Source organism: Actinomadura sp. RB99, assembly GCF_014706005.1.
Lineage (GTDB): Bacteria > Actinomycetota > Actinomycetes > Streptosporangiales > Streptosporangiaceae > Spirillospora.
Genome location: NZ_JABMCA010000038.1, coordinates 1 through 25006 on the forward strand (window position 1 = coordinate 1; position 25006 = coordinate 25006).

Consider the following 25006-nt stretch of genomic DNA (forward strand, 5'->3'; position numbering starts at 1 on the left):
TGGAGGCGGCCGGCGCGGCTCGCACTGCCGCACGTCAGCCTGCGGCCCGCCGCACTGCGCCCCGCCGCGCTGGGCACGACGGCCCTGCGCACGACGGCCCTGCGCACGACAGCCCTGCGCACGATGGCCAGGCGCACGAGAGCCCTGCGCGCCACGGCCCGCCGCACCACGGCCCTGAGCGGCGCGGCGCTGCGGCAGGTGCCGCTCCCGGTGCCGAGGCTGCGGTCGAGGCGGGCGGCCGCGGGGAGCGGCGCCGGTGTCTGACCTCGGTCGGGTGCTCCGGCTGGACGCCCGCCGCTCGGCGCTGCTGGTCGCGGTGCCGATCCTCTCCGCGGTCGGGACGGCGGCGGCGGGCCCGCCGCTGCTGCCCTCGGTCGCGTACTGGGACAACTCCGTCGTCGCGCTGCTCGACGCGGTGCGGTTCCTCGGCCCGGCCGCGGCCGGGCTGGCCGCGTGGACGGCCGTGCGGGAGCGCCCGCTCGACTACCTGCGCGACCTGACGGCGCGCTCGCCCGCCACGGGCGCCCTGCTCGACCTGCTGCTGCTCTCCGCGGCGGCGCTCGCGTCCTACCTGGTGGTGGCCGCTCTGGTGGTCGCGGTCACACTGCTCCGGCAGGAGGCCGGGCACCCGCATCCGCTCGGCGTGGTGGCCGGGGCGGGCGCGCTGGTGCTGCACGTCGCGGTCGGCTACCTGGCCGGACGGGTCGTCCCGCACCGGGCGACGGCGGCCGTGGTGCTCGCCGTGACGGCGCTGTGGGCCGCCCTCCGCGTGCCGGGGACGTCCTGGCTGAGCCTGCTCCCCCCTGCGGCGTTCAACCGCATCCCCCTGTTCACCACGCTGCGCGCGTGCGTGCTCGGCTACCAGGTGCTGTGGGCGTCGGGGCTGACCGCCGTGCTCGTCCTCGGGTACGTGCTGTGGGCGACGCGGCGGCTGCTGCTCGTCCTGCCGCTGGCCCTGGCGCTGGCGGCGACCGGCGGCGCGACGCTCGGGCTGCGCGACGCCGGCGGGACGGTGGCGCCCGCGCCCGCGGAACGGGTGTGCCGGGAGTGGCCGCTGACCGTCTGCGTGCATCCGGCGCTGCGCGCGGCGCTGCCCTCGCTGATGACGGCCGTGACGCCGCTCGCGGCGCGGCTGCGCGGCACGCCGGGCGCGTTCACCCGCGTTGAGCAGCTTCCGGGGTGGGCGCCCGCCGGGGTCGCGAACGGCGTCGCCGGCATCCATCTGGACGAGAACCTGTCGCCCGGCTACCAGGAGCGGGCCGTCCGCCAGATCAGGGACGGCCTGCTCGACGCGGGCGCGTGCGCGGTCATCGGACGGCCGGGCGGCTACGGCTCGCTGGTGGACGCGTGGCTGCTCGGCGAGCAGCCGCCGGCGATCCGCGACGCGGGGGCGGCGCGGCGGTTCGGCTCATGGGGCGACGACCGGCGGCGCGCCTGGCTGCGCCGCCATTTCGCCGGCTACCGGTCGTGCGCGCTGGGTCCGGCGGACTTCCGGCCGGCGCCCCGGCGCGTCCACCGGAGCACGGGGCGGGTGGTGCGGGACGCCCACCGGCCCGTGCCGATGCGTCCGCGGGAGCTGGGGCACGCGCAGTCCCCCGCGTGACCGCGGCGGAACCCCCATCCCGACTGCGGCCACGCGGAAGTCGTGGTCAGGCCCGTCCGGCGGTCTGCGGCTCGGGACGGGCGGCGGCCGCGGGCTTGGCCCAGTGCCGCTCGACGAAGAACGGCGCGACGGGCAGCACCGCGGCGATGAGCGCGAGGACGGTGCGCTTGAGGCCCCAGCCGAGCTTCTCGCCGGCGGCGTAGGCCAGCCCGACGTAGGCGAGGAACAGGATGCCGTGGATGGGCCCCATCACCTGGACGGCCACCGGCAGGTCCGCGCCGTACTTCAGCGGCATGGCGACCAGGAGCAGCACCAGGAAGGAGGTCGCCTCGGCGATGGAGACGACACGGAACGCGCGCACGATGTCCACGAACCCCTCAACGCCTCGCCGCCGTTCCAGGTTTCCCTTGTTCCTATGGCCCTGCTCACACGCGCCGACCGGCCCTCCGGCCCGCGGCGATGCGGCGACCGCGCGCGTCGCCCGTTGAAGGAAGGCGCTCCAGCGCCTGACGCCACGGGCAATGCAGACAATAGGGTGTCCGCGTGGACTGGAGCCTGCTGACCTGTGCGCGCAAGGGGCACATCACCTATGCCCCCGACGAGCGGCCGCTGCGCGAGCGGCTGGTGGTGTCGTCGCCCGTCGGCGACGCGTGGCGGTGCCTGCGCTGCGGCGCGTACGTGCACGGCGATCCGCACGGCTCGGGCCCGGCCGACGAGGCGCCGCTGGTGAAGCGCGGCAAGGAGCTGCGCGACGCCTTCATCATGCGGTTCTTCGCGGTGGAGCGGCTGATCCGCGGGCTGATCGTGGCGGTCGCCGCGTACGGGGTGTGGCGGTTCGCGCAGAGCCGCGGCTCCATCCAGGAGGTCTTCGAGAAGGAGATCCCGCTGCTGCGGCCGATCGCGAAGCAGTTCGGCTGGGACCTGGACCACTCCAAGATCGTCACCTCGATCCGGCACGTGTTCGGGTTGGAGGAGCGGACGCTGCGCTGGCTCGCGATCGGGCTGCTGGTGTACGCGGCGATCGAGATCATCGAGGCCGTCGGGCTGTGGCTGCTGCAGCGGTGGGGCGAGTACTTCGCGGTCGTCGCGACCTGCTTCGGCCTGCCGGTCGAGATCTACGAGCTGTCCGAGAAGGTGACCGTGCTGCGGATCGGCGCGCTGGCCATCAATATCGGTCTGATCGTCTACATCATCGTCACCAAACGGCTGTTCGGCGTGCGCGGCGGCCGGGCCGCCCATGAGGCGCATCTGCGCAGCGAGTCGCTGATGGAGGTGGAGCACGCGGCGACCGATCCGGACGTCGCGCGGCCGTCGCACCCCGCCACGGGATGACCGGGAAGAGGTGAGGGGGCGATAAGTCCGGGAATGTGGGTGACATGCCGAAGAACGACGCGGCCCGCGAGCCCGCCCCCCAGCGCGTGCGACCCGTCCCCCGGCGCGGTCTCCTCACCCCCCTGGTGCTCATCGCGGCGACCATCGCGGTCGTCCTCGTCGTGCAGCAGGCGGTGCACGGCCTGCCGCACTGGCTGAACCCGTTCCATGAGGAGACCAAGGACCGCAGCGGCCCGGTGCTGCTGCAGTCGATCCGCGACCTGAACCGGTACGAGGCCGCCAGCGGCGACTTCCAGGTCGTCGTCGACCTGGAGAAGGACGCGAAGTTCCTGCCGTCGTCGCTGCGCGGCAAGCGGACCCTGTTCGTGGGCAACGGCTCCGTCGACGCCTACGTGGACTTCTCGCGGATCGCCACCGGCGCGGTGAAGGTGAACTCCGACCGGACGGCGGCGACGATCACGCTGCCGCACGCCCAGCTCGAACCCACCAACCTCGACACCAAGCGCAGCTACGTCTACGCGACCGAGCGCGGCCTGTTCGACCGGTTCGGCGACTTCTTCAGCAGCAACCCCGACAACCAGCAGCAGCTGTACGTGCTGGCGAGCCAGAAGATCCAGGCGGCCGCGCAGCAGAGCCGGCTGGCCGACCAGGCGGACGCCAACACCAAGCGGATGCTGGAGAACATGCTGAGGGCGCTGGGCTTCCGGACGGTCACCGTCCAGCAGCCCAACGCCCAGTAGCCGCTACATCGACCACCGCGCGGGCGCGACCGAAGGTCTGCTGGGCGAACGAGCCGGAAGCGAAGTTCTCCAGCAGGTCGCGGAGCGACTTAGCGCCCGCCCGTGGGCCGGTCAGGGCCGAGCCGCTAGGCGAGGCCCTGAGCCGGAACGCGAATCAATAGAGCGTCGCCCTGGCCGCCGCCGCCGCACAGGCCGGCGGCGCCGACGCCGCCGCCGCGCCGCTTCAGCTCGTAGGCGAGGTGCAGCACGATGCGGGCGCCGGACATGCCAACCGGGTGGCCGAGCGCGATGGCGCCGCCGTTGACGTTGACCTTCTCGGGGCCGACGCCGAGGTCGCGCATGGACTGGATGCCGACCGACGCGAACGCCTCGTTGATCTCGATGAGGTCGAGGTCGTCGACGGTCAGCCCCTCCTTGCCGAGGGCGTGCTTGATGGCGTTGGACGGCTGCGACTGCAGCGAGTTGTCCGGGCCGGCGACGTTGCCGTGCGCGCCGATCTCGGCGAGCCAGGTGAGGCCGAGCTCCTCGGCCTTCGCCTTGGACATCACCACGACGGCGGCGGCGCCGTCGGAGATCTGCGAGGACGAGCCGGCGGTGATCGTCCCGTCCTTGCTGAACGCGGGGCGCAGCCGCGCGAGCGACTCGGCCGTGGTGTCGGCGCGCACGCCCTCGTCCTTGGCGAACACGATCGGGTCGCCCTTGCGCTGCGGGATCTCGATCGGGGCGATCTCGTCGTCGAAGACGCCGTTCTTGATGGCCGCGGCGGCGCGCTGGTGGGAGCGGGCGGAGAACTCGTCCTGCTCCTCGCGGCCGATGCCGAGCCTGGCGTTGTGGTGCTCGGTGGACTCGCCCATCGCGATGCCGTCGAACGCGTCGGTCAGCGCGTCGTAGGCCATGTGGTCGAGGACCTCGATCGAGCCGTACTTGTAGCCGGCGCGCGACTTGGGCAGCAGGTGCGGCGCCTGCGTCATCGACTCCATGCCGCCGGCGACGACGATGTCGAACTCGCCGGCCCGGATGAGCTGGTCGGCGAGCGCGATCGCGTCCAGCCCGGAGAGGCAGACCTTGTTGATCGTGATGGACGGGACGCTCATCGGGATGCCGGCCTTGACCGCCGCCTGCCGGGACGGGATCTGCCCGGCGCCGGCCTGCAGGACCTGCCCGAGGATCACGTACTCCACCTGGTCGCCGGCCACGCCGGCCCGCTCCAGCGCCGCCTTGATCGCGTGGGCGCCGAGGTCGGCGGCGGAGAAGTCCTTCAGCGCGCCCTGCAGGCGCCCCACGGGGGTGCGCGCTCCGGCGACGATCACGGACGTGGCGGTCATGTGGGGGCCTCCAGGAGGGTGCTGCGGCGACGTTTGCCACCATACCCAGGGAAGCGTCGCTCGCTTCCGTTCGCCCCCGTTCGGCCGTCCGTAGGGAGAAACGTCCATGCTGACCCGTATCGACCACATCGGTATCGCCTGTCACGACCTGGAGGCCACCGTCGAGTTCTACAAGGCGACCTACGGCTTCACCGACGCGCACTTCGAGGTGAACGAGGAGCAGGGCGTGCGGGAGTGCATGCTCAAGATCAACGAGACCGGCGACGGCGCGGCCAGCTACCTGCAGCTCATCGAGCCGATCAGGGACGACTCGGCGGTGGCCAAGTGGCTCGCGAAGAACGGTGAGGGCGTCCACCACATCGCGTTCGGCACCGACCAGGCCGTCGCGGACGAGGCGGCGGACATCGCGGGGAAGGGCGTCCGGGTGCTGTACGACGCGCCGAGGAACGGTTCCATGGGTTCCTTGATCAACTTTTTGCACCCGAAGGACTGCCACGGCGTGCTGACCGAGCTGGTCCAGAAGGCGTAGCCGGCGGGCGCGGGGGGCGCGAGGCCCGGCGGGACGGGGCGCGGCGCGCGCGTTGGCGCGGTCTCGCGCGCGCGCCGCGCGAGCGCGATCGGATCGTGACGTGTTCGATATCACCCGGCGGGCCCGCGGGGTGCAAGACCGCCGCTCTGTGAGCATTCGGACACATCTGGTGCATTTGCGACCCCCGTACCTGGGCACCTGGGGCACGGGACACGGTAACCGCAAACTGGGACAAACCACGCAGCGCGTCAAGATGAGCCCCCAACACGGCAGTGTCCGGAGTACGCTTCATCCACCGGAAGAGGTCTGGGGCACCGCGCCCGTTGACGGCGGCCGTCCATGCCAGGCGATCAACCGGTCCCCGGAACCACCCGTAGCCCCGTCACATCAGGATTGAGCCCTATGCAGTCCGACATCGACGCCCAGCTCAGCAACTTCTTCGAGGACACGCCCCCGCGCGATTTCGACGTGGTGCTCCGTGGCTACGACCGGCACCAGGTCGACGAGCACATCAAACAGCTCGAGAACGAGGGCCGGCAGGCACGCGAGCAGTCCCAGGCCCTCCAGCGGGAGCTGTCGGACGCCCATCGCCAGCTGCAGGAGCAGGAACGTCCCACCTACTCCGGCCTCGGCGCCCGCATCGAGCAGCTGCTGCGGCTCGCCGAGGAGCAGGCGACCGAGCTCGTCCAGGCCGCCCGGTCCGAGGCCAACGAGATCAAGGCCGCCGCGAAGGTCGACGCCGCCGAGCAGCGCGCCACCGCCGAGAACGACGCCGCCGAGCTGCGCGCCACCGCCCAGCGCGAGGGCGACGACATGCGGCAGGCCGCCGAGCGCGAGGCCGAGGAGGTGCGCACCTCCGCCCGCCGCGAGGCCGACGAGCTGACCTCCACGACCGAGCGCGAGGTCGCCAAGCTGCGCGCCACCGCCGACCACGAGGTCGCCGAGAAGCGCGCCGGCGCCGAGCGCGAGATCGCCAAGCTGCGCACCACGACCGAGCGCGAGGTCGCCCAGCTGCGCGCGTCCACCAAGCGCGAGCGCGACGAGATCCTCACGACCGCCAAGCGGCAGGCCGACGAGATGCGCGCGCAGGCCCAGCGCATCCTGGAGGAGAGCGAGGCGCAGCGGGCGCAGGCCGAGGCCGAGTTCGAGATCCAGCTGGCCGCCCGCCGCGAGGAGGCCGACCGGCAGGACGCCGAGCGGCACGCCGCCGCGCAGGCCGCCACCCAGAAGCTGGTCGCCGAGGCCGAGCAGCGCGCCGCGTCCGCCGAGCAGCGCGCCGCCAAGGCCACCCAGCAGGCCGAGCAGACCCGGCGCGAGGCCGACTCGCACGCCAAGCAGCTCATGGCCAACGCGCGCAAGAACTCCGACAACGTCATCGCCGAGGCCAAGTCGCAGGCCGAGCAGCTGCTCGCCGAGACCAAGGCCGAGGCCGACCGCGTCCGCACCGCCGCGCAGCGCCAGGTCGACGAGCTGACCCGGCAGCGCGACAGCATCACGAGCCACCTCAACCAGCTGCGCCAGCTCATCGGCGGCGTCGCCCCGGCGATGGGCGGCGGCGGCGAGCCCGAGCTGGCCGCGCCGCCGGAGAAGGCCGCCATCCCGGCCGCCGAGCCGAAGCCGGCCCCGGCGCAGCAGGCGCAGCCGAAGCCGCAGCAGGCCGCCCAGCCCGCCGGCAAGGCCGCGCCCGCCAAGCAGGCCCCGCAGGGCAAGAAGTCCGACGAGGACGACGAGGACTGGTGGCAGGAGTGACCCTCCGGGCCGGCTGACGGCCCGGAGGAGCGACGGAGAGCCTGGAGGCGGAAACGTCTCCGGGCTTTCCGTCGTCTACACCCGTAACGCGTGGTCGGCGGCCCTCCGTCCGGACCCGTGAACGACGACGGCAGGACGGCGAAGGAGAGCGGCGTGCCCGACGACACCCCCAGCGAAGACAAGCCGGAGGCGGCGCCCGGGAAGGCGGCCGCCGGTACCGCCGGCAAGGTCCCCGCGCCCGCACCCCCGGCCGACACCGCGGACGACGCGAACGGCACGGACCGCGGCACGGAACGCGCGAGCGGCGACGGCGACGGCGACGAGGGCAGCGGCGGTGCGGGCGGCGGCGGTGCGGGCGGCGGCGAGACCGCCGGGGCGCCCAGCGGTGCCCTCGACACGGAGGCCGCCGACCAGGAGCCCGCCTACGAGCTCGACCCGGCCACCGGCGGCCCGCGGACGCGCCCGGCTCCGGCGGACGAGCCGGCGGAACAGCAGGCGCCCGAGCCCGGCGCGCCGGACCCCGCCCACGACGTGGAGCAGCGCCGCCGCGAGGCCGGCGTGAACCCGCTGTTCCCGTTCGGCCGCCCCGGCCAGCCGCTCGGCCGCGCCCACCCGTTCGTGTTCGGGTTCACCGCCGCGCTCGGCGTGATCACCGCGTGGATGCTGGTGAAGGCCGCGACGAACGCCAAGTCGGTGCTCGTGATGATCGTCGTGGCGATGTTCCTCGCGGTCGGCCTGAACCCGGCGGTGGAGCGGCTGCGCCGGTTCGGGCTGCCGCGCGGCGCCGCGGTCGGGGCGGTGTTCCTGATCGTGATCCTGTTCTTCGCCGGGTTCGTCGCGTCGCTCGTCCAGCCCGTCACCGAGCAGGTCACCGAGCTGCGGCACAGCATCCCCGACTTCGTCGACCAGCTGCAGAACAACAAGACGCTGGCCGACTGGGACAAGCGCTACGGGCTGCTCAAGCGCGCGGAGAAGGCCGTCAACAGCCCGGGCTTCCAGAACGGGCTCACCGACACCGCGACCGGCATCGGCAAGGTCGCGATCAACGGCGTCTTCCAGACGATCACGATCCTGATCCTGACGCTCTACTTCATGAGCTCGCTGCCGCAGATCAAGACGTTCTTCTACCAGCTCGCGCCGCGCACCCGCCGGGCCCGCGTCGCGCTGCTGGGCGACGAGATCCTCGACCGGATCGGCGGGTACGTCGCCGGCCAGTTCACGATCGCGTTCATCGCGGGGCTGTGCTCGTACATCTTCCTGTCGATCCTCGGGGTGAAGTACGCGCTGGCGCTCGCGCTGATCGTCGCGGTGACCGACCTCGTCCCGCTCATCGGCGCGACGATCGGCGCGGTGATCGTCTGCCTGGTCGCGTTCCTGACCGGGACGACCACCGACCTCATCGTCTGCGTGGCGTTCTACGTGATCTACCAGCAGGTCGAGAACTACCTGGTGTACCCGAGGGTGATGAAGCGGACGGTCGACGTCCAGCCCGCGGTGACGATCGTCGCGGCGCTGGTCGGCGCGGCGCTGCTCGGCGTCGTCGGCGCGCTGCTGGCGATCCCGACCGCGGCGGCGATCTCGCTGCTGATCCGCGAGGTGGTCCTGCCGAGGCAGGAGACGCTCTGAGCCGTTCCGGCGGCCCCGCCCGCGTCAGCGGGTGGTGCGGGCCAGCGCCGCGGCGAACTCGGCGACGGCCTGGTTGAACAGGTCGGGCTGCTCGACCGCGCACAGGTGCCCGGCGCGCGGGATGACGAGCAGCTCGGCGTTCGGCAGGGCGTCGGCCATGGCGCGCGCCTCGTCCTCGGTGGCGAGCGTGTCCTCGTCGCCGACCATCACCAGCGCGGGCACCTTGAGGCCGCGCAGCGTCTCGAACGACTCGGGACGTCCGGCCATGGCGCGCAGCGCCCACGCGGCGGCGGGCGGGGGCGTCGCCTGGACGAGCCCGCGGACGCGCCCGTAGACGAGGGCGCGCAGCCGGTAGGTGGTCGGCCCGACGAGACCGGGCAGCACCTCGTCCAGCAGGACCTGGACGGTGCCGTCGCCGTCGATCGCCTCGGCCTGCCGCAGCCGGTTCTCGCGGACGGCGGCGGTGTCGGCGGCGGCGCGCGTCGAGGCGAGGACGACGCCGAGCACGAGGTCGGGGTGGCGGCGGCACAGCGCCATCGCGACGTACCCGCCCATGGACAGCCCGCCGACGACGGCGCGCTGGAGGCCGAGCCGGCGGAACAGGTGCGCGACGTCGTCGGCCATCAGGTCGACGGACGGGTCGTCGGCGCCGAGCCGCGAGCCGCCGAACCCGCGCAGGTCCGGGGTGACGACGCGGAACCGGTTCGCGAGGCCCTGCCGCTGCTCGAGCCACATCGCCGAGGAGAGCGGGAAGGCGTGCAGCAGGACGAGCGGTGTCCCCGTCCCGACGTCCCTGGCGTACAGCTGCACGGTCATCCGGTTCCCTCACGTCCGCGAAACGCCGCCGCGTTCACGCGGCGGTCGGACAATCGTTACCCGCTATCGGGGGTGGTGGGACGGGAGTGGCCGCGATCGGCCGTGCGCGTTTATCTGTCCGGTTCGTCCCATTCTGTGGGAAGTGGGTACGCGTCCGGTGCGACGTGCCGGACGATCTCGTTCAGCACGGTCCGGACGTACGGCTCCCCCACCCACAGGTGCTTGGCGTTGTCCACGCCGATCACCTCCGCCTGCGGCGCGCGGGCGAACCGTTCCCGTGCCTCCGCCGGGCGCAGGTAGTCGTCGAACTCCGGGACGAGCGCGACGAGCGGCCGCCCGTCGGCGCCCCACGCGTCCAGGTCGGCGTCCCCGGCCCGCTTCAGCGGCGGCGACAGCAGGATCGCGCCCTCGACCAGCGGGTCCAGCCCCCAGCGCAGCGCCAGCTCGGTGCCGAACGACCAGCCGAGCAGCCACGGCCGCGGCAGGTCGTGGTACTCGGTGTACTCCAGCGCCGCCGCGACGTCGAACCGCTCGGTCTCGCCCTCGCCGAACTCGCCCTCGCTGGTGCCGCGCGCCGACGTCGTCCCGCGCGTGTTGAACCGCAGGACGGCGAGGCCGGCGAGCGCGGGCAGCCGGTAGGACGCCTTGCGGAGCACGTGGCTGTCCATCATGCCCTCGGCGGTCGGCAGCGGGTGCAGGCAGACCAGGGTCGCGACCGGCGGCCGGTCCGGCGGCAGCGCCAGCTCCCCGACGAGCCGCAGCCCGTCGGAGGTGTGCAGGGTGATCTCCTCGCGCCGCGCCGGAAGCACCGTCGCCGCCCTGATCTCCGCCATCGACTCCCTCACTCGCTGGTGCCGTGCCCACGTAACGCCGTGCTCGTTGATGCCGTGCATCGTTGATGCCGTGCCCGGTGACGCCGCGCCTAGTAGCGCGGCGCGTTCCTGCTCCGCTGGACGCGCGGCGCCCGGCGTGCCCGCGCCTCCCAGCACGGGCGGTGCCAGTGCCGCCGGTCGTCGGCGCCGCCCCGCTCGCCCGACGGCCACGCGACGACGTGCGGGACGCCCGGCGGGATCTCCTGGTCGCAGCCCGGGCACCGGTACGCCTTCACCGCTGCCGCCCCCGCGATCGACCGGACGATCCACTCGCCGTCCGGTCCCTCCTCCGTCCGCTGCGCCCAGCCGCCGCCCTGCGGCGGCTTCCCGGACACGGCACGGCGGTTCTTGCGGGGGCTCATGCCCCCAGGATATGAGCCCGCGCGGGCCGCCGGTCGCCGGCCGGGGGCGCCCGGCGGCCGCGCTCCGGGCCCGGCGGGTCAGCGGATCGGCACGCCCGCGGTGACGTGCTCAGTGAGGAGCGGGACGGGCGCGAGCGCCGGCTCGCGCGTCTCGGCGTGCAGGGCGCGCAGCACGGCGACGGCGCGGTCGATCCCGAGGCGGTCGAGGTCGGCGATCGGGCCGGTCGGGTAGCCGCAGCCGAACGTCATCGCGGCGTCGATCGCGTCCGCGTCGGCGTAGCCCGCGCCGAGCATCGCGGCGGCGTCGTTGAGGTACGGGAAGCGCAGCGCGTCCACGATGAAGCCGGCGCGGGCGCGGCAGCGGACGACGGTGAGGCCGAGCCGCCCGGCCAGCTCCGCGGCGCGGTCGGCGACGCCGGGGCCGGTCGCGACGGTCTCCGCGATCTCGGCGAGCGCGCCCGTCCCCTCCGCGGCGAGCAGAGCGGGAAGGTGCAGGCCGACGACGTCGGCGGGACGTCCGGACGCCATCGCCGCCTCGGCCACCGGGACCGTCGCGGACGTGACGGCGAGGACCGCACCGGGCTTGGCGGCCTGCGCCGCGGCCGCGAGCAGTTCGCGGCCCGCGCCGGCGTCGCCGGCCGCCTCGACGATCAGATCGCAGTCCGCGAGGTCGGCGGTGGCTCCGCGGACCTGCGCGCCCGCGCGGTCGCAGAGCGCGGCGAACGCGTCGGCGAGGGCACCGGTGCCGAGGACGCCGACGACGGGCGCGGGACCCTCCGCCGGCGCGGGCGCCTCGGCCTTCGGCGCGCCGTGGTCGTAGAAGCCGCGGCCCGTCTTGCGGCCGAGCAGCCCGGCGGTGACCAGCTCGCGCAGCAGCGGCGACGGCGCGTGCCGCCGGTCGCGGGTCTCGGCGTGGATCGCCTCCAGCACCTCCAGGCAGGTGTCGAGGCCGATCAGGTCCATCAGGGTGAACGGGCCCATCGGCAGGCCCGCCCCGGCCGTCATCGCGGTGTCGATGTCGTCGCGCGTCGCGTGCCCGGACTCCAGCATCCCGGCGGCCTGGTTGAGGTAGCCGAACAGCAGCCGGTTCGCGACGAACCCGGCGCGGTCGCCGATGGTGACCGGGGTCTTGCCGAGCTCCTTCACCAGCGCGGCGACGCGGTCCACGGCCTCCGGCTCGGTGAGCACCGTGCGGATGACCTCGACCAGCTTCATGACCGGCGCCGGGTTGAAGAAGTGCACCCCGACGATCTTGGTGGGCCGCTCCGTGGTGACGGCGATGTCGGTGACCGACAGCGAGGAGGTGTTGGTGGCCAGCACCGCGTCGGCGCGGCACACCCCGTCCAGCGTCGCGAACACCTTGCGCTTCAGGTCGAGGCGCTCCGGCACCGCCTCGATGACCAGGTCGCAGTCGCCGAGGTCGGCGAAGTCCGTGGACAGCGTCACCCGGCCGAGGATCTCGCGCTGCGCGTCCTCGGTGAGCCTGCCGCGCTTCACCGCGCGCCCCGTCGACTTCTCCAGGTGGCCGCGGCCGCGCTCCAGCGCGTCCTGGTTCACCTCGATGCCGACGACCGCCAGGCCGCCGCGCGCCAGCACCTCGGCGATGCCCGCGCCCATGGTGCCCAGTCCGACGACCCCGACCCTGCTGAACGAACCACCAGTCATGCACGGCAGTCTCCCAGAGCGCTCGGCCCGCCCGGATGCCGGGTACGACCGGGACGTGCGCTTCGGAATCTTCCTGCTCGCCGCCCGCTACCCCGGTCAGGACGACGCCGCCGCCCTGGCCCGCACGGTCGAGGCCGCCGTCGCGGCGGAACGCGCTGGATTCGACGACGTGTGGCTGGCCGAGCACCATTTCATGTCCTACGGCGTCATCCCGTCGGCGACGCTGATGGCGGGCCACGTTCTGGCCATGACCCGCCGCGTCCACGTCGGCACCGCGGTCAGCGTCCTGTCCGACCAGCATCCCGTGGCGCTCGCGGAACAGGCGGCGATGCTGTCGCTGCTCTCCCGCGGGCGTTTCCGGCTGGGCGTCGGACGCGGCGGCCCGTGGCGCGATCTGGAGGTCTTCGGAACGGGGCTCCGCCGCTACGAGGAAGGGTTCGCCGAATCGCTCGACCTGCTGCTCGCCTGGCTGCGCTCGGAACGGCTCGGGTGGCGGGGCGAGCATTTCTCGTTCCGCGAAGTCCCGGTCGTGCCGAGAACGGACGTCCCGCCGCCGGTCTCCGTCGCGTGCACCTCTCCCGGCACCGAGGCGATCGCCGCGGAACGCGGCCTGCCGATGCTCCTCGGAATGCACGTCGGCGACGAGGAGAAGGCCGCCGCCGTCGCCCGCCATGGCGTCCCGGACGCGCCGCACATCTCCGTCCACCTCGCGCAGGTCGCCGGCACGCGGGACGAGGCCGTCCGGACGCTCCTCGACGAGATGCCGCGCTGGCTCGGCCCCGGCCTGGACGGATACGTGCCCGTCGACGACCGGCCCCGCCCGTCCCGCGACCCCGTCGCCTACACCCGGCGCCTGTGCGACCTGCACCCCGTGGGCTCCCCCGACGACTGCGCCGCCGCCTTGGCCGCGACCGCCGGGCGGACCGGGATCCGGCACCTCGTCCTGCTGGTCGAGGCCGCCGGATCGCACCGCGCGACGCTCGAGAACATCGCCCGGCTCGGCGCGCAGGTCCTCCCGAGAACGCGCGCGGCGCTCTCCTGACCGGCCGCGCTCCTTATACGCGGACGCGCCGCCCTTCGCGAGGGGCCGCGCGTCCACGGCACCTCAGAGCCGATCCGGCGGCGGATTCAGCGCTCGATTCAGCCGCGCCCGATTCGGCCCGGGCTCGATTCGGCAGGAGCCGAATCAGCAGTCGCGCAGTTCCGGAGACTGGTTCAGGATCTGCTCGCGCGGCGTCACGAACGTGCGGTACGCCGCCGAATCACCGGACGGGAAGACCGCGACCCGATGGCAGTTCTGGAACGCCAGCTTCACTCCGAAGTAGCGTTCCAGCGTTCCGCGCATCGCGTCGCTCGCCAGCACGCGCAGCAGCTGGCCGCGCGCCCGCTCGTCCGGCGGCGGCGTCAGGTTGTCGGCGAACTCGCCGCCGTCCACCTGCAGCCGCGCCACCAGACCGCTGATCATCTCCCAGGCGTAGGGGAGGGACGTCCTGATGCATTCGACGAACTCCTTGTCGCCGATCTCGCCCTGCCGAGCCGTCTCGAGGAGTTCCGGGGACACGTCGAGGGACATCGCGGGGGTCCTTTCGCAGACGGATGACACCCACCACCCGCGACGCTAATCACGGCATCCCGACAATTCCAGGCTTGACAGCGATCCTTACATGAGCCATATGGGACCCTCGGCCGCCGGCGGGCGGATCCCCGCTTCCCGCCCGGTCGGCGGCCGTCTTCGGTGCCGGTCGTCGGTTCATGGTCGCCGGCCGTCAGCCGGCCGGCGCCGCTCCGCGCCGCCCGGACATGCGCCGCGCCGGGCGCGCGCTCCGCTGCGCCCGCTCCTCCCAGAACTCGCGCGCCCGCCGCGCCAGCGCCGCGTTCCGCGCCGCCCGCGCCTCCGCGCGCCGCTCGCCGGCCCGCTCCCGCATGATCGACCGCATGATGTCGTGGTGGTACACGGCCCCCTCCTTCGTCGCGGGCCGCGGCAACGACCCGACATCCAAGAGGTTCGCCCTAAGGCCCCCGCCCGGGCATCGGGACGACGCCCTATATCCGGCCTTACCGGGGTCTTAGACGCTCTTATCCAGGTCAGCGGGGATGTCGGACACGGCTGGCAGAATCCCGCGCCATGGACGAACTCCTGGCAGGGCTCGACGACGTCGACTGGGCTGGCCTCCGCCACGCCTACGGCTCCGCGGACGACATTCCGGCCTTGCTCCGGACGCTCCGCACGCCGGACCGGGAGGAGCGCCAGAACGCGCTGCACACCCTCTACGCGAGCATCTACCACCAGGGCAGCCGCTATCCGGCGTCCGGGCCCGCGGTGCCGTTCCTGCTGGCCCTCGCCGCCGACCCCGCCACCCCCGACCGCGACGACCCGCTGTACCTGGCGACCGGGATGGCGATCGGCTCCGACGAGTCGCATCTCCCCGCGGGCGTCGACATCGCCGGATGGCGGAGCGAGGTCGCCCGGCTGCGCGCCTCCGACGCCGCCGAGGAGGAACGCCGCCTGGACGCCTGGGTCGCCGAGGCCGCCGACCCCCGGGAACGCCGGTCCAGGGAACTCCGGTGCAAGCACTTCGACTTCGCCGACGCCCTGATGAACGCCGAGGCCGAACTCGCCGCCTACGACGCCGTCCAGGCCGGGCTTCCCCTCGTCCGCGACCTGCTCGCCGACGACGACGCCTTCGTCCGCGCCGCCGCCGCGTACACGCTCGGCTGGTTCCCGGAGGAGGCCGCCGGGTCGCTTCCCGCGCTGCGGGCACTGCTCGAAACCGAGCAGGACCCGGCCGTCACCGCCAACGCCCTCGTCTCCACCGGCCTCCTCGACGGCCGCGACCTCATCCCCCGGCTCCGCGAGCACCTGTCAGGCACCGAGCCGCTCCCCCGCTGGGCCGCCGCCATCGCGCTCCTCCGCCTGGACGTCACCGGCCCGCCCGTCATCGCCGAACTCGCCGCCGCCTGCGTCGACCCGCCCGGCATGCCCGGCGGGCCCGTCGCGTTCATGAACGGCGACCTGCGCCTCTACTCGGCCGCCGCCATCGCCGGAATGGCCGACCCGCCGGACGAGGCCGCCGGCGCCGTCCTCGACGGGCTGTCCCGCACGTCCGACGACGCGTCCTTCCCCATGGCCGCCGTCGCGCTCCGGCTGGCCTTCCGCACCCCGTCCGCTCCCCTGCCGCCTTACGCCGACCTCACGGACGTCCAGAGGCGGACCATCCGGGTCATCGTCGAACTCCCGGACACCAGCTGGCGGTGGGGCAACCTCATGGAGATCCTTCAGGAGTGGGGCCTGCCCACCGACCGCGACGAGTGCCGCAGGTACGCGGGTCTCGCATGACGGCCACGCGGGGTCCACGGCGGAACTAAGGTTGGGCAACGTGCGTCTCGTTATCGCCCGCTGCAGCGTCGACTACGCCGGCAAGCTCACCGCCCACCTGCCCATGGCCCCCCGGCTCGTCCTGATCAAGTCGGACGGGAGCGTGAGCATCCATGCCGACGACCGCGCCTACAAGCCGCTGAACTGGATGAACCCGCCGTGCTCCCTGCGCGAGGAGCCGTACGAGGAGAACGGCGCGATCGCCCGCTGGACGGTCACGCACGGCAAGTCGGGCGAGCGGCTGATCCTCACCATCGAGGAGATCCTCCACGACACCAGCCACGAGCTGGGGCTGGACCCGGGCCTGCAGAAGGACGGTGTGGAGGCGCACCTGCAGGAGCTGCTCGCCGAGCACATCACCACGCTCGGCGAGGGCTGGTCGCTGATCCGCCGCGAGTACCCGACCGCGATCGGCCCCGTCGACATCCTGTGCCGCGACTCCGACAGCGCCACCGTCGCCGTCGAGATCAAGCGGCGCGGCGAGATCGACGGCGTCGAGCAGCTCACGCGGTACCTGGAGCTGCTGAACCGCGACCCGCACCTGGCGCCGGTCCGCGGGATCTTCGCCGCGCAGGAGATCAAGCCCCAGGCCCGCGTCCTCGCCACCGACCGCGGCATCAACTGCGTCACGCTCGACTACGACGCCCTCCGCGGCATCGAACACGAGGGCACCCTGTTCTGACCGCGCGCCGTCGCCCCGCTACCGCGCGGCGACGGCCTCGATCTCCACGAGCATCGCCGGGTCGGACAGGGCGTCGACACCGGCGAGAAGGCTGGTGGGACGACAGCCCCCGGCGGCGAGCTCGGCGGTGACGGCGTCGTAGTTGGCGGTCAGCGCCGGCAGGTCCACGGTGAACAACCGGATCTGCACGACATCGGCGAGGACGAACCCGGCCTTGTCGAGCGTCTCGCGCAACCGCCGGAACGTCAGCGCGACCTGAGCGCGGATGTCACCGGCGTGGGCGATGCCGCCGTCCTCGCCGCGCGCCTCATGCCCGGCGACGAACAGCCACCGCTCGGGCCGCTCGATCAGGACGGCCCGCTGATACCCGACCCGGTCGCCGAACATCCGCGGATCCATGTCGATGCGGTGCATCTTCTCTCTGCTCCCTGGTGGCCGTGTCGGTGATCTTTGTTTCGCGGTCTCTACCCGCCGCCACGGCTGTGAACGCGTTTTTGGGCAATTGGGCTGCACGAGTGGTCGGTAGCCGCGTTTTGTCATCTCTAAGGCTGGGTGGGGTCGGCGCTATATGGATGGTTAGGCGATGTGGCGGAGATCCTGTGGATTCGCGCGAGGCGGGATCCGGGGCGGGATCCGGGGCGGGATCCGGGGCGGGATTGGGGTGGGATGTGGGGTGGGGTCGGGACCGGATTCGGGGTGGAATCGGGGCCGGGATCGGGACTGGCGACGGCGGCAGACTGATTGGGATACGCACTGTCATGCGGCACTGATTAGAGCGAGTTCAAGTTACCTACTTCGGGTGGAGTCCAATAGGGGCCAGGAGGGCGGGTATGGAGTCATCGCAGAATGGGTGTTCGGGTGGTGGGGTGGCGCTTGCGTACGGGGCCGCCCCTCCAAAGTCAAGGGCGCCTTCGGCGTCGCTTCGCGATGGACTTCGTCCACCCTTGACTTTGGAGCCTCTGCGGCCCCTAGGCAGGTGATGGGGGCAGGCTCCGCCTGCCCCGCCCCCGGGTCGCGCCACCCCACCACCCCCTTCAGTCAGGTACCAAAGGGGCGAGACCCCCTCCCGTGAGGCCCGAAGAACGGCAGCCTTCTCACCCGAAAAATACCGGAAAGAATGTGACCCGAACGGGCTTGAACGGCCTCGAATGTCGGTCACACAGGGTACTATTTACGTATGCAATCAGTGACGGTCGAGCTTGAGGCCGCGTCCACCATGGAACTGGTGAACGCGCTCTCAACGATCGCCACTGAACTCGCATCGCGAGAAGCCCCGGAATCTCCTGCGGCCTGCCTGGAACTCACCGAAACCCTGGTGGCCGCGTCCGATCTGCAGGAAAGCGCGCTCGCCGGATTCATCGGCCGAGTCGACGCCGCCAGAGAACCAGGCCGGTGGGGATATCCCTCCCCCCAGGCGTGGCTGCGGTCGCGGCTGGGCATGCGCGATAACCGGGTGAAAGAGCGTCTGGTGCTGGCGCGGCAGCGTCGCCGTCTCCCGCAGGTGGCCGAACGCCTCGCCGCCGGGGAACTGTCCTACGGATACGCCGTCACCGTCGCCGACTCGGTCTCACGCCTGAACGACCACGACTGCGCCGAGGCCGAGACAATCCTCCTCGGCTTGGTCGAGCAGGGCTTCTCGGCCGGGAAGGTCGCCGCGTTCGGGCGCCGCATCCGCGACCTCATCGCCGAACGCGACGACACCGAAGACGCCCCCGACGAGGACACCAAGCGGGGCTATGACAAGTCGTGGCTAACGACCACGCGTTCCTTGGACGGCGGCCGGTACGTCAAGGGGTGGCTGAACCCCGAAGACGCCGCGATCTGGGACGGCACCCTGGCTCCGCTGGCCAAGCCGGCCGGACCAGACGACCGCCGCGACCTCGCCGAACGGACAGCGGCGGCACTGTCGAGCGTCCTCTCAGGCGGGCACAAGGCGTCCAAGGTCACCGTCGTCTGCGACCTGGAGACGCTGACCGGCGGCAACGCCCCGGCCCGTCTCACCGATGGCACCCCGATCCCCGCCGCACAAGCCCGCCGCATCGCACTGGCCGCCGGAGTCTCACCCCTCCTGCTCGGACGCGGCAGCACCCCGCTCTACCTCGGCTACCGGGAACGCTTCGCCAGTGCGGCCCAACGGCAGGTGCTGGAGACGCTGTACTCCTCTTGTGCGGTACGAGGCTGCGAAGTGCCAGGGACTCTGTGCGAGGTCGACCACGTCCGCGGCTGGGCACTGGGACGATCGCCCACCGACATCGACCAACTCGCACTCACCTGCGGATGGCACAACCGCTTCAAACACACCAACCCCGACCAGATCCAGATCACCAAGGATCAGGACGGGCGGTACGTCTACCGGCTGCTGCCACCGGCCGACTTCAGAGGATCCGCGACCGGGGCCGGACCACCAGGCAGCATCGGCCCACCTGACAGCCCCGCGCTTGACTGGGCCGCATAACCGCACCACCCCAGTAACACCGGGCTCGGTCATGCCCTGCGTCGGTCCGCCCGCATCCACACCGATGACGGGCGGCCCCGGCGTGCCCACACGCCAGGCGACCGCCTCACACCAGTTGCGGGTGCCCACCAGACAGCCCTTTGCGGAGGCCACCCCCAGTTCACCCCGGCCACTACGCCGCCCAGCAGCACCGACCAACACCGCCCCGGACCGAACCGCAAGGCCGCCCCGCCCTTGCATAACACCCATCCCCAACCCAGGCCCTGCGCCGGTCCACCCGCAGCCACCCCACGACGGGCGAGCCAGCCCCCACCACAGGGCCATGCCGACACGCCAACGCGATACACCAACGCAATAGCCAAGGCCGCCTGCCGAATGCAGCACGCCAACACCCCACGGCCCGCAATGCCAGCGACCCGCCAACACACCACATCGGGGCGGCTCGGATTCAGACCAGGTGGTGCGGTGTTGCCCTTGGGTTCTCTTCGGACCTCACGGAAGGGGGAGTCTTGCCCCTTTGGTACCTGACTGAAGGGGGTGGTGGGGTGGCGCGACCCGGGGGCGGGGCAGGCGGAGCCTGCCCCCATCACCTGCTCAGGGGCCGCAGAGGCTCCAAAGTCAAGGGTGGACGAAGTCCATCGCGAAGCGACGCCGAAGGCGCCCTTGACTTTGGAGGGGCGGCCCCGTACGCAAGCGCCACCCCACCACCCGAACACCCCATCTCCCCATTCGAGAGCCCGTCTCGCGCCACCGCCCGAACGCCCCTTGAGAACGGCCTGAGCGCCCATGGGCCAACGACGAGCACGCCCACTGTTCTGGTTACATAACCCGAGGTCGGAAGACACAGACCTTCATAGAGCCCCCGGCCCCAGCCCCAGCCCCAGCCCCAGCCCCAGCCCCAGCCCCAGCCCCAGCCCCAGCCCCGAGGATGATCGGTGAAGCTGCGTTGCTCGGTTCGCGCGATCATTCTTGATGAAGAGGACCGCGTCCTGCACTGCCGTTTCGCCTTTCCCGAAGAGACAGGGGAGATGGTCGCCTGGGCTGCTCCCGGTGGAGGTGTCGAGGACGGCGAGACGCCGCTTGCCGCGCTGCGTCGCGAACTGCGTGAAGAGGTGGGCTTGGCGGTCGGCGCCGATCCTCCGCATGTGTGGCATCAGGAGGTCATCGGTCCCGGCTACGCCACCGGTCATGACGGCGTGATCAATGACTACTTCGTCGTCCGCACCGCGTCGTTCCAGCCTCGGGGCTCCATGTCGGACGACGAACTGGCCGGCGAGCACATCGTCGGTTTCTACTGGTGGCGGCTTGAGGACATCGCCCGTCACCGCGGTCCCGAGGTGTTCGCTCCGCGCGACCTCGCCGCACTGCTGGGCGCGCTCATCACCGGCGGGCTCCCGGACGCACCGGTGCAACTCGGCCTCTAAAAACCGGCGCAGGCTCAGCCTCTAAGACCGGTACAGCTCGGCCTCTCAGACCGGTGCAGCTCGGCCTCTCAGACTGGCTCAGCTCAGCCTCCAAAACAGGTGCAGCTCGATCTCCGAAACAGGCACATCCACTCCGGACGACGGCCGACCGCCCCCTCTCCCCCTAGGAGCTTCGGCAGGTCACCGGTCAGCGGGGCTCGCACGCTGTCGGTGGTGGCGGGCATCATGGCGGGCATGACCTTCCAAGCGAGCGGCGCTTTCGACATCGACGCGTGGGAAGCCGAGAAGCCCTATGACGAGCAGGGCGGCAACAAGCTGACGCGGGTCCACGTCCGCAAGACGTTCCACGGGGACCTGGTCGGCACCAGCACCACCGAGCTGATCACGGTGGAGTCGGCGGCCGGGCCGGTGGCGTACGTGGGGATCGAGCACGTGCAGGGGATCCTGCACGGCCGGGAGGGCACGTTCGTGCTGCAGCACAGCGCGGGCACCGAGGACGGCACGCCCGGCACCCAGTGGCTGCGCTGGCTGATCGTGCCGACGTCCGGGACCGGGGAGCTGGCGGGCATCCGCGGCGTCGGGCAGATCACCGTCACCGACGGCGGGCACACCTGGTCGCTGGAGTACACGCTGGACTGACGCGCGGGACGTAGCGGCGCCGCGCCTGCCGGTAATGTTTCGGCCATGCCCCCGGTCAGTACCGACGCGACGCGCGAGCGGATCATCGACGCCGCCGAGGCGTGCTTCTCCCGGTTCGGCGTGGCGAAGACCACGGTGGAGGACATCGCCGCCGCGGCGAAGCTGTCGCGGGCGACGGTGTACCGGGCGGTCAGCGGCGGGCGGGACGAGCTGATCCTCGCGGTGGTCGTGCGGGACCTGCACCGCTTCCTGGACCGGCTGGCGGTGCGGCTGCGGCGCGAGCGGTCGGTGCCGGAAGCGATCGTCGAGGGGACGATGGACGCCGTCGAGTACGTCCGCAACGAACCGACGATCGCGCATTTCCTGGTGCCGGAGGCGGCGGGGCACATGCAGGCGGCGGTGGCGGGCGCGGCGGAGCACGTCCTGGCGCTGTGCTGCGACTATGTGCGGCCCTATTTCGAGCAGGCGCAGCGGCAGCGGACGCTGCGTCCCGACATCGAGGTCGAGGGAACGGTGGAGTTCCTGTTCCGGATCATCACGTCGCTGATCGTGATGGACCGGGAGCGGGAGCCGGACGACCTGCGCCGCTTCCTGCGCACGTACGTGGTGCCGGGGATCGCGGGGCTCTGATCGGGCGCGGGGGCGTGTCCGCACGTACGAGACGGTAGCTTGCAAGGAATCGACGGCGCGGACCGGAAGGGGTCGGGGCGATGGTTGCGGATTTCACGAGGCGGAGGCGTTCGGCGGTGCAGCCGAGCCCGGTGTTCCTCGTGATCGTGGCGGCGACCGTCATCTGCGGCCTGCTCACCTGGCGGTACGGGGACAACCCGGCCAAGGGGGCGCGGGTCTCGCTGTTCGGTTTCGTGATCGCGGCGTGGGTGCTGTCGCTGTGCGTGCACGAGTTCGGGCACGCCTACATCGCCTACCGGTCCGGCGACCGGAGCGTGGCGGCGAAGGGGTACCTGACGCTGAACCCGCTGAAGTACTCCGACATGCTGCTGAGCTTCCTGATCCCGGTGGTGTTCATCCTGCTCGGCGGGATCGGCCTGCCCGGCGGGGCGGTGTGGATCGAGCGGCACCGCATCCCCGGCCGGCTGCGGCACAGCCTGGTGTCGGCGGCGGGCCCGCTGTCCAACGCCATCTTCGCGATCATGCTCGCGGTGATCTACAAGAACTTCGCGGCGCAGGGCCACGCGGTGTTCTGGCTGGGGCTGGCGTTCCTGGCGTTCCTGCAGGTCACGGCGGCGCTGCTGAACCTGCTGCCGATCCCGGGGCTGGACGGCTTCGGGATCGTCGAGCCGTACCTGCCGCGCCGCCTGGTGGACCAGATCAGCGGGTACGGCGGCTACGCCTTCCTGGTGCTGATCGCGCTGCTGTGGATCGGGCCGATCAACCGGGGCTTCTTCCACCTGATCTACCACATCACGGACGCGCTGGGGATCGGCGCCATCTCGATCGAGATGGGCCACTCGCTGTTCCTGTTCTGGCAGAGCTGAGGCTAGTCCCCCGCGCCCCCGGCGCCGCCCGCATCGTCGGCACCGCGCGTGCCGCCCGCGGCGGTTCCCTCGCCGGCCTCCGCGCGGGGACGGCCCGCGAGGTGCCGGACGATCCGCCGGAGCTGTTCGGCGTAGTGCTCCTGGAACTCGGGTGAGTCGGGGCTGAGGCCGAAGACGCGGTGGACGGCGAGCGGCAGCACGACGGGCGCGGCGACGACGGCCATCATCACGAGCATGACCGCGGCCGGGTCGAGGTCGTCGGCGAGCTCGCCCTCGGCCTGGCGCCGCACCAGCTCCGACAGGTCCTCGCGCTCGATCGGCGGTTCGCCGTCGAAGGTGCCGGTGAGGCCGCGCAGGGCGTTCAGCCGGGTGCCGCGCGGGTCGTCGAGGGCGTGCCGCAGGTAGCGGATCAGCACCTCGTCCAGGCCGATGTCCGGGTCGTTGAACCGGGCCTCGGTCTCGCGCCAGTGGACGGAGATCTCCCGGTACAGCCCCTCCTTGCCGCCGAAGTAGTAGTTGATCAGCTGTTTGTTCACGCCGGCGCGGTCGGCGATGTCCTGCACGCGGGCGCCCGCGTAGCCCTTGGCGGCGAACTCGTCCAGGGCCGCGTCGAGGAGCAGCCGCCGGGACCGCTCGGCGTCCAGCTTGCGCTCGCCCGGGCCGGGCGCGCGCCGCGGCCGCCTCGTCTCCTCCGTCACGCCGTTCATCGTACCGCCCGGCTGACGGCGTCATACATCCGGCTGGTTGACGAGTTCATCCATTTGGTTGAAGATGGGCGGGACACCCCCGAGGGAAAGAGAACGAACGATGATCCTTGTCACCGGAGCCACCGGCAACGTCGGCCGCCACGTGGTCGGCGAGCTGCTCTGCGCGGACGTGAAGGTCCGCGCGCTGACCCGCGAGCCCGCCACCGCGCGGCTGCCCGGCGAGGTGGAGGTCGCCCGCACCAACGAGATGCCGCTGGACGGCGTCACGTCGATGTTCCTCAACCCCGCCGTGTTCTGGAACGGCCTGGGCGACGTGCTGGAGCGCGCCCGCGACCACGGCGTCCGGCGCGTCGTCATGCTGTCGTCGGCGGCCGCGCTCGACGACGACCCGCGCAACGTGATCGGCGCCCACCACCTGGAGTTCGAGCGCGCGATCGAGGCGACCGGCCTGGAGTGGACGTTCGTGCGCCCCGGCGAGTTCGCGACCAACGCGCTCGCCTGGGCGGACGCGATCCGCGCCGGCGAGCCGGTGCGCGAGCCGTACGCGCGGGCCCGCAGCACGCCGATCCACGAGCGCGACATCGCCGCCGTCGCCGCGCGGGCCCTGCTGTCGGACGGCCTCGTCGGCGCGAAGCCGGTGCTCAGCGGGCCCGAGGCGCTCACGCATCCGGAGATGGTCGAGATCATCGGCGCCGCCGCCGGCGTCCCGGCCCGGTTCGAGGAGATCTCCCCCGAGCAGGCGCGGGAGGAGATGCTGAGCCGCCCCTACATGCGCGAGGGGATCGTGGACGCGCTGCTGCGGGTGCGCGCCGAGGCGGTGGACCGGGAGCCGGAGATCTCGCCGGAGGTCGAGCGCATCACCGGACGTCCCGCCCGGACGTTCGCCGAATGGGCCGCGGACCACTTCTGACGGCCGCGCACTGAGTCCCGCCCTCCGCCCGAAAGCGGAGGGCAGGACGGATAACGGCCGGGCAGGCCCCCGCCTTGCCCGGCCGTACGCTTGTCAGCCCCCCGCCGGCCCGGATCCCCCGGCACTATCGGACGGCACCGCGGGGTCCGGCACCCCGGCAGGGCGGCGCTCCTTGTACTGCTCGCGCGCCCAGACGAACCAGTCGCGGCGCATGGCCATGAAGCGCTTGCCGTACTCCATGGTCAGCCGGCCGTTGCCGGTGAGGCCGCCCTCCTCCTCCCACGGGACGATCTCCTCGAGCCGGGCGAGGTCGTCGAGCCGGCCGGAGAGGGCGTCGATCATCCGGTCCATGTAGGCGACGGCCTCCTCAGGCGCGATCTGGTCGAGGAAGAAGACCCGCAGCATCACCTCGTCGCGGCGGTTCGGCCTCGGGTCGGTGTCCACCATCCAGTGGTGCAGCTCGTCCCGGCCCGCGCCGGTGATCGCGTACTCCTTGCGGCCGCGCGGCCCCTCGGCGGACACCTCGATCAGGCCGCCGTCGGTGAGCTTGCCGAGCTCGCCGTAGAGCTGGCTCTGGGTCGCCTGCCAGACCGTCCCGAGCGAGATCTCGAACACCTTCAGCAGGTCGTATCCGCTGGCGCCGTCCATCTCGGCGAGCAGCCCCAGCAGCGCGTGTCGCAGGCTCATGGCTCGATTGT

The 25006-nt window shown here is 72.3% G+C and carries 27 protein-coding genes; 16 read left to right on the forward strand and 11 right to left on the reverse strand.

What is annotated here, in order from left to right:
- Positions 1-264: hypothetical protein (locus amrb99_RS28965; protein WP_190861928.1), on the forward strand; the 264-nt coding region annotated here is incomplete at its 5' end.
- Positions 257-1603, forward strand: a complete 1347-nt coding sequence (locus tag amrb99_RS28970) for a hypothetical protein (protein WP_190861931.1) — start codon at positions 257-259, stop codon at positions 1601-1603. The genes amrb99_RS28965 and amrb99_RS28970, both read left to right, overlap by 8 nt.
- A gap of 46 nt (positions 1604-1649) precedes the next feature.
- Here amrb99_RS28970 and amrb99_RS28975 read toward each other — a convergent pair whose 3' ends face one another.
- The gene (locus tag amrb99_RS28975) at positions 1650-1973 is read right to left on the reverse strand and encodes a DUF3817 domain-containing protein (RefSeq protein ID WP_190861933.1); all 324 of its coding nucleotides are present in this window, start codon (positions 1971-1973) and stop codon (positions 1650-1652) included.
- Between the two features lie 173 nt (positions 1974-2146).
- Here amrb99_RS28975 and amrb99_RS28980 point away from each other — a divergent pair, with 173 nt between their 5' ends.
- Complete coding sequence (locus amrb99_RS28980; RefSeq protein WP_190861936.1) at positions 2147-2935, forward strand: DUF2127 domain-containing protein; 789 nt, start codon at positions 2147-2149, stop codon at positions 2933-2935.
- A gap of 44 nt (positions 2936-2979) precedes the next feature.
- The gene (locus amrb99_RS28985) at positions 2980-3675 is read left to right on the forward strand and encodes a DUF4230 domain-containing protein (protein WP_190861938.1); all 696 of its coding nucleotides are present in this window, start codon (positions 2980-2982) and stop codon (positions 3673-3675) included.
- Between the two features lie 125 nt (positions 3676-3800).
- Here the strand turns inward: amrb99_RS28985 and amrb99_RS28990 are convergent, their stop codons facing one another.
- Entirely contained in the window at positions 3801-5000 is a 1200-nt protein-coding gene (locus tag amrb99_RS28990; RefSeq protein ID WP_190861940.1) for an acetyl-CoA C-acetyltransferase, read from the reverse strand.
- Between the two features lie 106 nt (positions 5001-5106).
- Here amrb99_RS28990 and mce point away from each other — a divergent pair, with 106 nt between their 5' ends.
- The 3 genes from mce to amrb99_RS29005 all read left to right on the forward strand — a co-directional run bounded on the left by mce (position 5107) and on the right by amrb99_RS29005 (position 8904).
- On the forward strand, positions 5107-5529 hold the full coding sequence (gene mce, locus amrb99_RS28995; protein WP_190861942.1) for a methylmalonyl-CoA epimerase: 423 nt from the start codon (positions 5107-5109) through the stop codon (positions 5527-5529).
- 402 nt (positions 5530-5931) lie between these two features.
- Positions 5932-7278 (forward strand): DivIVA domain-containing protein, encoded by a 1347-nt coding sequence (locus amrb99_RS29000; protein ID WP_190861944.1) that lies wholly within the window; start codon positions 5932-5934, stop codon positions 7276-7278.
- Between the two features lie 153 nt (positions 7279-7431).
- Entirely contained in the window at positions 7432-8904 is a 1473-nt protein-coding gene (locus amrb99_RS29005; protein ID WP_190861946.1) for an AI-2E family transporter, read from the forward strand.
- 24 nt (positions 8905-8928) lie between these two features.
- Here amrb99_RS29005 and amrb99_RS29010 read toward each other — a convergent pair whose 3' ends face one another.
- The 4 genes from amrb99_RS29010 to amrb99_RS29025 all read right to left on the reverse strand — a co-directional run bounded on the left by amrb99_RS29010 (position 8929) and on the right by amrb99_RS29025 (position 12619).
- Positions 8929-9720, reverse strand: a complete 792-nt coding sequence (locus amrb99_RS29010) for an alpha/beta fold hydrolase (protein WP_190861948.1) — start codon at positions 9718-9720, stop codon at positions 8929-8931.
- A gap of 110 nt (positions 9721-9830) precedes the next feature.
- Positions 9831-10553, reverse strand: a complete 723-nt coding sequence (locus amrb99_RS29015; RefSeq protein WP_190861950.1) for an alpha/beta hydrolase — start codon at positions 10551-10553, stop codon at positions 9831-9833.
- Positions 10554-10642: 89 nt separating this feature from the next.
- Positions 10643-10954 carry an ATP/GTP-binding protein gene (locus tag amrb99_RS29020; RefSeq protein WP_190861952.1) on the reverse strand — a complete coding sequence of 104 codons (312 nt, stop codon included), beginning with the start codon at positions 10952-10954 and terminating at the stop codon, positions 10643-10645.
- Between the two features lie 78 nt (positions 10955-11032).
- Positions 11033-12619 carry a 3-hydroxyacyl-CoA dehydrogenase gene (locus tag amrb99_RS29025; RefSeq protein ID WP_190861954.1) on the reverse strand — a complete coding sequence of 529 codons (1587 nt, stop codon included), beginning with the start codon at positions 12617-12619 and terminating at the stop codon, positions 11033-11035.
- Positions 12620-12674: 55 nt separating this feature from the next.
- On the opposite strand from amrb99_RS29025, the gene amrb99_RS29030 reads away from it, so the two are divergent.
- Positions 12675-13661: an LLM class flavin-dependent oxidoreductase gene (locus amrb99_RS29030; RefSeq protein ID WP_190861956.1), complete on the forward strand. Its 987-nt coding sequence runs from the start codon at positions 12675-12677 to the stop codon at positions 13659-13661.
- A 144-nt stretch (positions 13662-13805) separates the two neighbouring features.
- Here the strand turns inward: amrb99_RS29030 and amrb99_RS29035 are convergent, their stop codons facing one another.
- Together amrb99_RS29035 and amrb99_RS29040 are read right to left on the reverse strand one after the other, a co-directional pair.
- Positions 13806-14192 carry an SCO5389 family protein gene (locus tag amrb99_RS29035; protein WP_190861958.1) on the reverse strand — a complete coding sequence of 129 codons (387 nt, stop codon included), beginning with the start codon at positions 14190-14192 and terminating at the stop codon, positions 13806-13808.
- 193 nt (positions 14193-14385) lie between these two features.
- The gene (locus amrb99_RS29040) at positions 14386-14574 is read right to left on the reverse strand and encodes a hypothetical protein (RefSeq protein WP_190861960.1); all 189 of its coding nucleotides are present in this window, start codon (positions 14572-14574) and stop codon (positions 14386-14388) included.
- A gap of 170 nt (positions 14575-14744) precedes the next feature.
- On the opposite strand from amrb99_RS29040, the gene amrb99_RS29045 reads away from it, so the two are divergent.
- Positions 14745-15956 carry a HEAT repeat domain-containing protein gene (locus amrb99_RS29045; protein ID WP_190861963.1) on the forward strand — a complete coding sequence of 404 codons (1212 nt, stop codon included), beginning with the start codon at positions 14745-14747 and terminating at the stop codon, positions 15954-15956.
- A gap of 40 nt (positions 15957-15996) precedes the next feature.
- Positions 15997-16677, forward strand: a complete 681-nt coding sequence (gene nucS / locus amrb99_RS29050; protein WP_190861965.1) for an endonuclease NucS — start codon at positions 15997-15999, stop codon at positions 16675-16677.
- Positions 16678-16695: 18 nt separating this feature from the next.
- Here the strand turns inward: nucS and amrb99_RS29055 are convergent, their stop codons facing one another.
- A complete protein-coding gene (locus amrb99_RS29055) occupies positions 16696-17091 on the reverse strand; it encodes a Rid family hydrolase (protein WP_190861967.1) in 396 nt (131 codons plus the stop codon).
- A gap of 763 nt (positions 17092-17854) precedes the next feature.
- On the opposite strand from amrb99_RS29055, the gene amrb99_RS29060 reads away from it, so the two are divergent.
- The 5 genes from amrb99_RS29060 to amrb99_RS29080 all read left to right on the forward strand — a co-directional run bounded on the left by amrb99_RS29060 (position 17855) and on the right by amrb99_RS29080 (position 22691).
- Positions 17855-19132: an HNH endonuclease signature motif containing protein gene (locus tag amrb99_RS29060; RefSeq protein ID WP_190861969.1), complete on the forward strand. Its 1278-nt coding sequence runs from the start codon at positions 17855-17857 to the stop codon at positions 19130-19132.
- A 935-nt stretch (positions 19133-20067) separates the two neighbouring features.
- Complete coding sequence (locus amrb99_RS29065) at positions 20068-20556, forward strand: NUDIX domain-containing protein (RefSeq protein ID WP_190861971.1); 489 nt, start codon at positions 20068-20070, stop codon at positions 20554-20556.
- A 234-nt stretch (positions 20557-20790) separates the two neighbouring features.
- On the forward strand, positions 20791-21195 hold the full coding sequence (locus amrb99_RS29070; RefSeq protein ID WP_151546028.1) for a DUF3224 domain-containing protein: 405 nt from the start codon (positions 20791-20793) through the stop codon (positions 21193-21195).
- Between the two features lie 45 nt (positions 21196-21240).
- Positions 21241-21825, forward strand: a complete 585-nt coding sequence (locus tag amrb99_RS29075; protein ID WP_151546027.1) for a TetR/AcrR family transcriptional regulator — start codon at positions 21241-21243, stop codon at positions 21823-21825.
- Positions 21826-21941: 116 nt separating this feature from the next.
- Entirely contained in the window at positions 21942-22691 is a 750-nt protein-coding gene (locus tag amrb99_RS29080) for a site-2 protease family protein (RefSeq protein ID WP_347256911.1), read from the forward strand.
- 2 nt (positions 22692-22693) lie between these two features.
- Here amrb99_RS29080 and amrb99_RS29085 read toward each other — a convergent pair whose 3' ends face one another.
- Positions 22694-23389, reverse strand: a complete 696-nt coding sequence (locus amrb99_RS29085; protein ID WP_347256912.1) for a TetR family transcriptional regulator — start codon at positions 23387-23389, stop codon at positions 22694-22696.
- Between the two features lie 109 nt (positions 23390-23498).
- Between amrb99_RS29085 and amrb99_RS29090 the strand changes: the two genes are divergently transcribed.
- Positions 23499-24308 carry an NAD(P)H-binding protein gene (locus amrb99_RS29090; protein WP_190861977.1) on the forward strand — a complete coding sequence of 270 codons (810 nt, stop codon included), beginning with the start codon at positions 23499-23501 and terminating at the stop codon, positions 24306-24308.
- Between the two features lie 93 nt (positions 24309-24401).
- Here the strand turns inward: amrb99_RS29090 and amrb99_RS29095 are convergent, their stop codons facing one another.
- Positions 24402-24995 (reverse strand): PadR family transcriptional regulator, encoded by a 594-nt coding sequence (locus amrb99_RS29095; protein ID WP_190861980.1) that lies wholly within the window; start codon positions 24993-24995, stop codon positions 24402-24404.
- Positions 24996-25006 lie beyond the last annotated feature (11 nt).

Excerpts from the sequence above, each read along its gene's own strand:
- amrb99_RS28985 (WP_190861938.1), top strand. The coding sequence starts at position 2,980 with ATGCCGAAGAACGACGCGGCCCGCGAGCCCGCCCCCCAGCGCGTGCGA.
- amrb99_RS28990 (WP_190861940.1), bottom strand. The coding sequence starts at position 5,000 with ATGACCGCCACGTCCGTGATCGTCGCCGGAGCGCGCACCCCCGTGGGG.
- mce (WP_190861942.1), top strand. The coding sequence starts at position 5,107 with ATGCTGACCCGTATCGACCACATCGGTATCGCCTGTCACGACCTGGAG.
- amrb99_RS29000 (WP_190861944.1), top strand. The coding sequence starts at position 5,932 with ATGCAGTCCGACATCGACGCCCAGCTCAGCAACTTCTTCGAGGACACG.
- amrb99_RS29010 (WP_190861948.1), bottom strand. The coding sequence starts at position 9,720 with ATGACCGTGCAGCTGTACGCCAGGGACGTCGGGACGGGGACACCGCTC.
- amrb99_RS29015 (WP_190861950.1), bottom strand. The coding sequence starts at position 10,553 with ATGGCGGAGATCAGGGCGGCGACGGTGCTTCCGGCGCGGCGCGAGGAG.
- amrb99_RS29020 (WP_190861952.1), bottom strand. The coding sequence starts at position 10,954 with ATGAGCCCCCGCAAGAACCGCCGTGCCGTGTCCGGGAAGCCGCCGCAG.
- amrb99_RS29025 (WP_190861954.1), bottom strand. The coding sequence starts at position 12,619 with ATGACTGGTGGTTCGTTCAGCAGGGTCGGGGTCGTCGGACTGGGCACC.
- amrb99_RS29035 (WP_190861958.1), bottom strand. The coding sequence starts at position 14,192 with ATGTCCCTCGACGTGTCCCCGGAACTCCTCGAGACGGCTCGGCAGGGC.
- amrb99_RS29045 (WP_190861963.1), top strand. The coding sequence starts at position 14,745 with ATGGACGAACTCCTGGCAGGGCTCGACGACGTCGACTGGGCTGGCCTC.
- amrb99_RS29055 (WP_190861967.1), bottom strand. The coding sequence starts at position 17,091 with ATGCACCGCATCGACATGGATCCGCGGATGTTCGGCGACCGGGTCGGG.
- amrb99_RS29060 (WP_190861969.1), top strand. The coding sequence starts at position 17,855 with ATGCAATCAGTGACGGTCGAGCTTGAGGCCGCGTCCACCATGGAACTG.
- amrb99_RS29070 (WP_151546028.1), top strand. The coding sequence starts at position 20,791 with ATGACCTTCCAAGCGAGCGGCGCTTTCGACATCGACGCGTGGGAAGCC.
- amrb99_RS29075 (WP_151546027.1), top strand. The coding sequence starts at position 21,241 with ATGCCCCCGGTCAGTACCGACGCGACGCGCGAGCGGATCATCGACGCC.
- amrb99_RS29090 (WP_190861977.1), top strand. The coding sequence starts at position 23,499 with ATGATCCTTGTCACCGGAGCCACCGGCAACGTCGGCCGCCACGTGGTC.
- amrb99_RS29095 (WP_190861980.1), bottom strand. The coding sequence starts at position 24,995 with ATGAGCCTGCGACACGCGCTGCTGGGGCTGCTCGCCGAGATGGACGGC.